Below are 7420 nucleotides of genomic sequence, written 5' to 3'. Positions count from 1 at the left end.
CGGACTCGTAGGGTGCGCTCTTCAATAGCGTAACGCACCAATTTAATAATAGAGGTGGTGCGTTACGGCGAATTATTAATTTTGGTTTTTTGACTAAATTGATAGCCGCCTAACGCACCCTACACTCTACGGACTACTGATTAACTAGAAATTTGAGAAAAGATTAATAAAGGGTTTTTTATTTTTCCAGCGATAGGTATTAAAATCTCGATTATCAATTGATAAGATACGTCCATTTCCTAACTCTTCTGCTAAGATAACTAGGGAGGCATCGGCTAAGTCCATTGGCAGACTTTGATATTGTTTCATAAGGTCTTGAATTCTTTCTAGATGAGTATTTTCAAGGTGAAATAATAGAAATTTTTGGGGATGTCTCTCAAATACGTTCATTAATTTTATTTGTTTTTCAACTCCTGTATAGAGATTTGGAGAACGTTGTAAAAGAAGATGACAAGTTTCTGTTAAAACACACCAAGTTGTAATTAGGGGTTGAGAAGAATACTGTGCTAAGGTTTGCTGTGCTATTAGATGATATTGATCTTTATTGTTAAATAAAGCCACCCAGAACCCAGTATCAACGATGATCATATTTAGCTTTTAATCCTTCTTTGAGAACGGATTTATAATTAGTAGAAAGGTCTGATTCTGCACTAATACAACCGATTAATCCAGATTCTTTTAAAATGTCTAGGGTACTTTGAGCTTCAGGGTTTATTTTTGCTGCAATCTCTGGCTTTTTTGCCAAAGAATAGCGTTTTTTTAATAACTCAATAAAATCAATCAGTAAGTTTTGTGCTTCTTCAGGTAATTGGTTAATATCTTGTTGAATTTGTTCTAAGTTAATCATTAATTGTCCTCCGTTAAGGTTTTTAAACAGGCTGCTAATCTTTAAGCGACTGTTTCTGACATTTAAACCTCCTGATTTGTTTCCGACTTTCCCCTGTTACTTAATCGATTAATATTAATTCCAATGCTTGATTAATAATTTTATTTTTATCGATCATAGCTTCAATTTCTTCTGGTTGATATATACCTTCAAAAGCTTCTAATGCCGCTTGTCTTAAAGCCGAAGAATAAGCATCATCTAAGGTTTCTTTTAATTCTTCTATTGTTAGATAATTTCCTCCAGTTTTACGTCGTTGATTAATGCGTTGAATCTGTCGAACAGAATTAGAAATAGAGGTTTCCCATGAGCGGGTACTGCGTTTTTCTGCTTGCTGCTTAATCAGATGTAATAGAACAATAATACTAAAGCTAAAAATTTTATTGATCTTATCATCCTTACTCATTTCTGTCATTTCCTCTACCAAGATTAAGGCATCGGGAACATTGCCAGCTATTAATAGATTTTTTAACTCTAATAATTCTTCCATTTTTTGCCTTTTTTTGACTGATTAACCTCTTGATTTAGTAACTTGTCCTTTACATTAGATATTGTTAAAGTTGGAAAAACAAGCGAAAACTTTTGCCTGTTCTCTTGCCTTATTAACGAAAATTTAGCCTTGTTTCATGAGCCTTGCCCTCCTTTTTGTCACTAAATCCCACTTTATCCCACGAAAATTATTATATCAGAAAATCCAAAATGGCCACAAATTCCCACAGACAAAACCAAAGTGAACATCTAGATTGTAAGAATCACTTAGTTTTTGGGATTTTTATCAGGTTATGAACAAGATACTAGCTAATTGTATCAGCTTAGGGATCGGATTGGGTGCGATCGGGGTGGCTGTTCCAGTACAAGCCGCCCCTTTTTTTACGGGGTTAGGGGACTTACAGGGGGGGAGTTTCTCTAGCCAGGCTTTTGGAGTATCAGCTGATGGGGCTGTTGTTGTGGGTGCCAGCGATGGTGCTAATGGTACTGAAGCATTCCGTTGGACACAAGCGACGGGGATGGTAGGACTAGGAGACTTACCTGGGGGTATTTTCAATAGCCTTGCTAATGGAGTATCAGGAGATGGGTCTGTTGTTGTTGGTAGATCTGTTATTAATAGTGCTAATGGTACTGAAGCATTCCGTTGGACGCAAGCAACAGGGATAGTGGGACTAGGAGACTTACCTGGGGGTAATTTCTTTAGCCAGACTTTTGGGGTATCAGCAGATGGATCTGTTATTGTTGGTTCGAGCAGTAGTGCTAATGGTGTTGAGGCATTCCGTTGGACACAAGGGACGGGGATGGTTGGACTAGGAGACTTATCTGGGGGGAGTTTCCATAGCAGTGCTAATGGAGTATCAGCCGATGGGTCTGTTATTGTTGGTCGAGGTAATAGTGGTGCTAATAGTCAGCAGGAGGCATTCCGTTGGACACAAGGAACGGGAATGGTCGGACTAGGGGACTTACTGGGGGGTAGTTTCGGTAGTAGTGCTTTTGGAGTATCAGCCGATGGGTCTGTTGTTGTTGGTTTCGGCAATAGTGCTAATGGTACTGAAGCATTCCGTTGGACACAAGCAACGGGGATGGTAGGACTGGGGGATTTACCTGGGGGGAGTTTCAATAGCCTTGCTAATGGAGTATCAGCAGATGGGTCTGTTGTGGTCGGTCAGAGCAGTAGTGCTAATGGTTCTGAGGCATTTATCTGGAATATTAGCCAAGGGATGCGGAGCTTACAACAGGTTTTAACCAATGATTATGGTTTAAATTTAGCGGGTTGGACTTTAAGCAATGCGACGGCAATTTCTGCCGATGGACTGTCTATCGTGGGTACTGGAACTAACCCCGATGGTCAAACTGAAGCTTGGCTCGCTCGTTTAGATGGACAAACTGAACCCCCCAATCCAACTGTACCGGAGCCTAGCGCTATTTTAGGGTTAGGGCTGTTTTCTCTGGTGGGTTTTTTGAGGAAGAAACGGTCATAATATAACCTGACTTTGATGAGAATTCTACTCCGCAGAGGCTATAAATTCCCTATTTTTGTCAATTCAATCAGTTAGGGTCTAAATCATTAAAGAAAAGGGCATTCTCTAATTTTAGGGGGTGCTTTTTGGTTGTTCGGATGTATCGTTCGAGCTACTCTGTTCTCACTCAACAACCTCGGAGAAAGCGGGTTTCTTAACAAAAAAATCTGAGCTTTAATTTAGATATTTACCAGAAACCCGCTTTCTGTTCCACTGACTGATAATAAACCTCAAAACAATCCTATTCATGGTTATTTGCCCGTTTTTAGTCCTGATTTCAAAGCAGATTTGGCTTGGTGGTATCGAAACGAACCGAAAAAAGGCGATAAAATCTTAGACTTAGTAGCAGATATTTTGGATGGCGATCCGTTTACAGGATTGGGTAAACCCGAACCTCTTAAGTATATTGCTGCCGACCCTTGGTCACGACGGATCGATTTAGAGCATCGTTTGGTTTATAAAGTCACAGGAAATAAGGTTTATTTTTTACAAGCTCGTTATCATTATCAATCAGGCTAAACTCAGACAAACCCATCAAGAACTGTTACAGGAGAAAGGGGACAAAGAACTTAGTGAGTCCCCCCTCGCAGCTAGGTGAAGCAACAGCCCAACCCAAGACAGAAGGAGGACAGTGAAACAGTACACACTAAACTAAGCAAAGCTGTAGCCTACGTTACATTTTAATAAATCTTTACATTCCTCCAAGATTTAATCCTCATAAATGCGGCACTCTAAGGCATCGGGATTGGCTTCGCAGTAGGACTGGAGTGAGTTATTCCCCTGTTTTTTGACCCGTTGATGGGAAGCTTCGGCTTGGAGTTCCTCCACCACATCCCAGGCTGCGGCGCAATCGGGAGAGATTTCACCCTTGGCCGCGCAAATTGCCCGTGCGTCTTCCCGGGCTGCTTCAATTTCATCTTCAATGAACAACCGCTTGGGCTTTTCGACAAAATCGCTCTTGAAGAGAATATCACTCACAGAAATAATGCCCAGCAAAGTTTTGCCCTGAATCACCGGGGCGCGGCGAATGCGGGTTTGAGCAAATAACCGGGCTACATATTCCACCCCCAGTTCGGGATTGACGACCACACAGGGCTTGGCCATAATTTCATAGACCCGCATAGTTTTAGGATCGTGGCCAAAGGCCGCCACTTTGTAAACGATGTCGGTTTCGGTGACAATTCCATAGGGGTCCTGTTCATGGCGCGGTTCGACAATCAAACCCCGCAGTTTTTTTTCTTTCATCAATTTCACGGCATCGGCAACCGTTGCCGAACCACGAATGGTGACAACGTTTTGGGTCATAATTTCTTGAGCTTGCAGCATAGGAGTTGGATGGTGTTGTTAAATTAAAGAACTGGTATAAATGCAAAAGTTGACTAGGGTTGTCCCGATAGCAATTTCCTGGACTCTTGTGGGCTGAGTGCCACTTTGAACACAGATGACAAAGACCAATGGGCGCTCGCTGGTTGGGGCTGGGGCGGCATGGCCGCAGCTGTGCTCCCCTGAATGCCTGGAGCATAGGCCTCCAGCACAGCGCCGTTTTGCCAACACATGGCGATGAAATAATCACACACTGGGCATTCCGTCTGAGCAACCTGCCGGGCTGGACACTTATATCCTGCGGGCAGGCGATCGCTCAAGAGCCGTTGAGCTACGCTGCCACAGTTGGGACACCGAATTTCTATAAGCTTGTTCATCGCCATACCTCAAAATTGAATAGTGGTGTGAGAAGGAAAGGGTCAACGTCGGACGTTTGCCCAGAGTGTTCGTTCACGGTGGAAGACTTATAATTGTCGTTCTACTGCAGCCGTAAATTCTTCATAGGGTTTAACCCCAACTAATGTTTCTATCAATTTCCCCTGTTTAAATACCATGACAGCCGGAATACTTTTAATTCCAAAGCGTTTGGCCACGGGTTTGTTACTGTCCAGGTCAAGTTTGAAGACTTTGGCGCGATCGCGATAGTCATCGGCCAATCGATCGATCAACGGTGCCACCAGTTTGCAAGGTCCACACCAGGTTGCCGTGCAATCTACCACCAACAGGGATTCACTCTTTAAGAGGGAATCAAATTCAGTTTCATCTTGAATAAATGTAGCCGTACCCATGTTTATATCTCCAAATTGATGCTGTGTAACTTAGGACAAATTCTCTGCTCGCTGCGTTTTACAAGATAAATTCAGCCTTGAACCGCTCCTCCTCTAAAAATGCTTGGCTTTTGACTCTTTAACTTTCCCCCAGAAGGGGGTTGGGGTTCAGGACTATGAATAAAGAAAAATGGCATTAGTCAATGTCCGCCTCCCGGGGGTATCGTCTATAGTTTGGTTGTCCCAGACATCGATGGTGAGATCTAGTCCCTGCTCATGCAGGGGTTTTACTTTGTAAGTCGTCATCGGCTGCCCCCAATCAAAACAAATTTGCGACGTTAAGTTGCGATAATATAGTTTTGCAAGTTATTGCATTTAGATACCCTATGACAGCGACCCCTTCCAACGATTTATCTGCCTGGGAGCGGCTAGAACAAGGCAGACAAGCAAAAGCAAGCAACGGTGGTTATGCGGGCTACGGCTCCCCTGCCTTTGGACAACGATCGATCGATGGGGAATTAGTGGATGATCCGGAAGAGTGCCGGGTCATTGAACTGATTCGCCGTCATCACAAATCGGGGAAATCCTTGCAGAAGATCGCCGATTGGCTTAATGAACAGGGCTACACCACCAAACGCGGTCAACCATGGCAGCGTATTTCCGTAAAGCGGGTGCTGGATCGACTTTATGGAAAGGTGTCCAGAATTTCCGGAGTAACCCTTTAGGCCGACCAGAACCCGGAAGTACTCACCCCAGCGTCTGGTGATGCCGCTCCTAAAACCATTAGAGGCTGAATAACCCCTAAATAAAAAGTTTCAGGCTTTAACCTGTTACATCCCTCTATGATACACCGAAGTGGGTCTAAAATCTTTACGAGTTTAATAAAAATTGTAACAAAACGTTACATCTTTTAGGAAAAAGTTAAATGACGCTACACTTTGAGATAGTTTTAGAACGGGTTTCAGCAACTCTGAGAGTCTGGGTTCTTTGCCCGGGGGCTAGTCTGCCTATCTTGGCCTTTGCGATTGCGGGATGGTGCTGATGTCCTTTGATACACCTCTGAGTTGGGCCCCCGATCTGGAAAAAGCGATCGATCGCCACCCCTTGACGGTGCCGCCAACGACTTCCCTGGCAGATGCGATCGCCATGATCGGTCAGGCCCATAGCCGTCTGTGTTTACTCACCGATGACCTATCCCCTCTAGCTGCTCCGGCCGGAGAAGCGCGTGTTAGCTGTCTGCTGGTGGTGCAAGGGCAAGAGTTATTAGGAATTTTGACAGAACGGGATGTGGTGCGACTCACCGCTCAAGGAATTAACCTGACCGAGACAACCGTTGCCGATGTGATGGTACATCCCCTGATCACCTTGCCCCAGCAATCTGCTCAAGACATTTTTGCTGCCCTGTTTTTGTTTCGGCGCTACCGCATTCGCCATTTGCCGATTGTCGATGACCAAGGACACTTAATCGGGGTGATCTCCCATGAAAGTATTCGCCAGATTTTGCGTCCGGCCAATCTGTTGCGGTTTCGTCGCGTATCCGATGTGATGACCAGTCAAGTGGTACAGGCCCCACTCACCGCCACAGTCCTGCAATTGGCCCAGTTAATGGCTGAACATCGTGTCAGTTGTGTGGTGATCACCCAACGAGATTCAGAGGACAATGACTGCCCGGTGGGTATTGTGACAGAGCGAGATCTTGTCCAGTTTCAAGCAGTTCAAATCGATCTGCACAAAACTAGGGCCCAGACGGTGATGAGTACGCCCTTATTTCTCCTCAACCCCGAGGATTCCCTGTGGACGGCCCATCAGGAAATGCAAAAACGGCGGGTGGGGCGTTTGGTGGTTTCTTGGAACTGGGGTCGGGGGTTGGGTATTGTCACACAAACCAGTCTGTTAAGGGTTTTTGACCCGATGGAAATGTATGGGGTGATTGAAAATTTACAGCAAACGATTCAACAGCTAGAGTCCGAGCGATCGCCCTCTCTTCCTTCCCCACCAGCGGACTTATTACCCCAACGGACCCGCACCCCATCAGAAAAAGAGAGCGCTGGCGATCGCGAATTATTACTGGCCTTGCTGGACAATGCTTACAAAGACGTAAAGTATATGTTGGCTAACTTAGATATTGTCGTCGAGCAGCGGCGATCTTTGCTTCAATCTGTTCTAGATAAGCTTGCCCACCTCGGTCGTGAAATTAGCTCTTAAATAACCAGCTTGCTTCTATTCATACTAAATCTGGTTAATTAAGCTAAAACGCACTTAAACCACCTAAAATAGAAATAGTAACTTGAGAAAACTCCTACTTATGCCAGCCAAAGATTTCCTAGACTTAGAAGAAAAGAAAAACTTACAAAAAGCTCTTAAAGAAGAAGAAAGAGCAGAGGTTAGGGAAAGAATTTTAATGTTTCTCTTGCTAAACGACGGAAAAACTCAACGAG

The 7420-nt window shown here is 44.3% G+C and carries 8 protein-coding genes and 2 pseudogenes; 5 read left to right on the top strand and 5 right to left on the bottom strand.

Annotated elements, in window-relative coordinates; genetic code table 11:
- Positions 1–144: 144 nt before the first annotated feature.
- From ACE1AQ_RS07930 to ACE1AQ_RS07920, 3 genes are all read right to left on the bottom strand, one after another.
- Positions 145–588, bottom strand: coding sequence for a type II toxin-antitoxin system VapC family toxin (locus ACE1AQ_RS07930; RefSeq protein WP_110546026.1), 444 nt, complete (start codon positions 586–588; stop codon positions 145–147).
- Positions 575–847, bottom strand: a complete 273-nt coding sequence (locus ACE1AQ_RS07925) for a hypothetical protein (protein ID WP_002761103.1) — start codon at positions 845–847, stop codon at positions 575–577. The genes ACE1AQ_RS07930 and ACE1AQ_RS07925 overlap by 14 nt, the downstream gene beginning before the upstream one ends.
- Positions 848–947: 100 nt before the next feature.
- Positions 948–1373 carry a DUF29 family protein gene (locus tag ACE1AQ_RS07920; protein ID WP_110546025.1) on the bottom strand — a complete coding sequence of 142 codons (426 nt, stop codon included), beginning with the start codon at positions 1371–1373 and terminating at the stop codon, positions 948–950.
- A 292-nt stretch (positions 1374–1665) separates the two neighbouring features.
- Here ACE1AQ_RS07920 and ACE1AQ_RS07915 point away from each other — a divergent pair, with 292 nt between their 5' ends.
- Complete coding sequence (locus ACE1AQ_RS07915) at positions 1666–2853, top strand: HAF repeat-containing PEP-CTERM protein (RefSeq protein ID WP_110546024.1); 1188 nt, start codon at positions 1666–1668, stop codon at positions 2851–2853.
- 252 nt (positions 2854–3105) lie between these two features.
- Positions 3106–3411 carry a Txe/YoeB family addiction module toxin gene (locus ACE1AQ_RS07910; RefSeq protein ID WP_039899790.1) on the top strand — a complete coding sequence of 102 codons (306 nt, stop codon included), beginning with the start codon at positions 3106–3108 and terminating at the stop codon, positions 3409–3411.
- A gap of 189 nt (positions 3412–3600) precedes the next feature.
- Here ACE1AQ_RS07910 and ACE1AQ_RS07905 read toward each other — a convergent pair whose 3' ends face one another.
- Both ACE1AQ_RS07905 and trxA read right to left on the bottom strand, forming a co-directional pair.
- Positions 3601–4218, bottom strand: a complete 618-nt coding sequence (locus ACE1AQ_RS07905) for a CP12 domain-containing protein (protein WP_008199826.1) — start codon at positions 4216–4218, stop codon at positions 3601–3603.
- 461 nt (positions 4219–4679) lie between these two features.
- Positions 4680–5003 carry a thioredoxin gene (gene trxA / locus ACE1AQ_RS07900; protein ID WP_002778933.1) on the bottom strand — a complete coding sequence of 108 codons (324 nt, stop codon included), beginning with the start codon at positions 5001–5003 and terminating at the stop codon, positions 4680–4682.
- Between the two features lie 332 nt (positions 5004–5335).
- Between trxA and ACE1AQ_RS07895 the strand changes: the two are divergent.
- The 3 genes and pseudogenes from ACE1AQ_RS07895 to ACE1AQ_RS07885 form a co-directional block, all read left to right on the top strand.
- Positions 5336–5776 (top strand): annotated as a pseudogene (locus tag ACE1AQ_RS07895) (recombinase family protein).
- 238 nt (positions 5777–6014) lie between these two features.
- The gene (locus ACE1AQ_RS07890) at positions 6015–7187 is read left to right on the top strand and encodes a CBS domain-containing protein (RefSeq protein ID WP_008199830.1); all 1173 of its coding nucleotides are present in this window, start codon (positions 6015–6017) and stop codon (positions 7185–7187) included.
- 100 nt (positions 7188–7287) lie between these two features.
- Positions 7288–7420 (top strand): annotated as a pseudogene (locus ACE1AQ_RS07885) (IS630 family transposase); the annotation flags it as partial.

This window comes from Microcystis sp. BLCC-F209 (assembly GCF_041928595.1).
In the GTDB taxonomy this organism is placed as follows: Bacteria; Cyanobacteriota; Cyanobacteriia; order Cyanobacteriales; family Microcystaceae; genus Microcystis.
The sequence above is the reverse complement of the archived record's forward strand: the minus strand, read 5'-3'. Positions and strand labels throughout refer to the sequence as shown.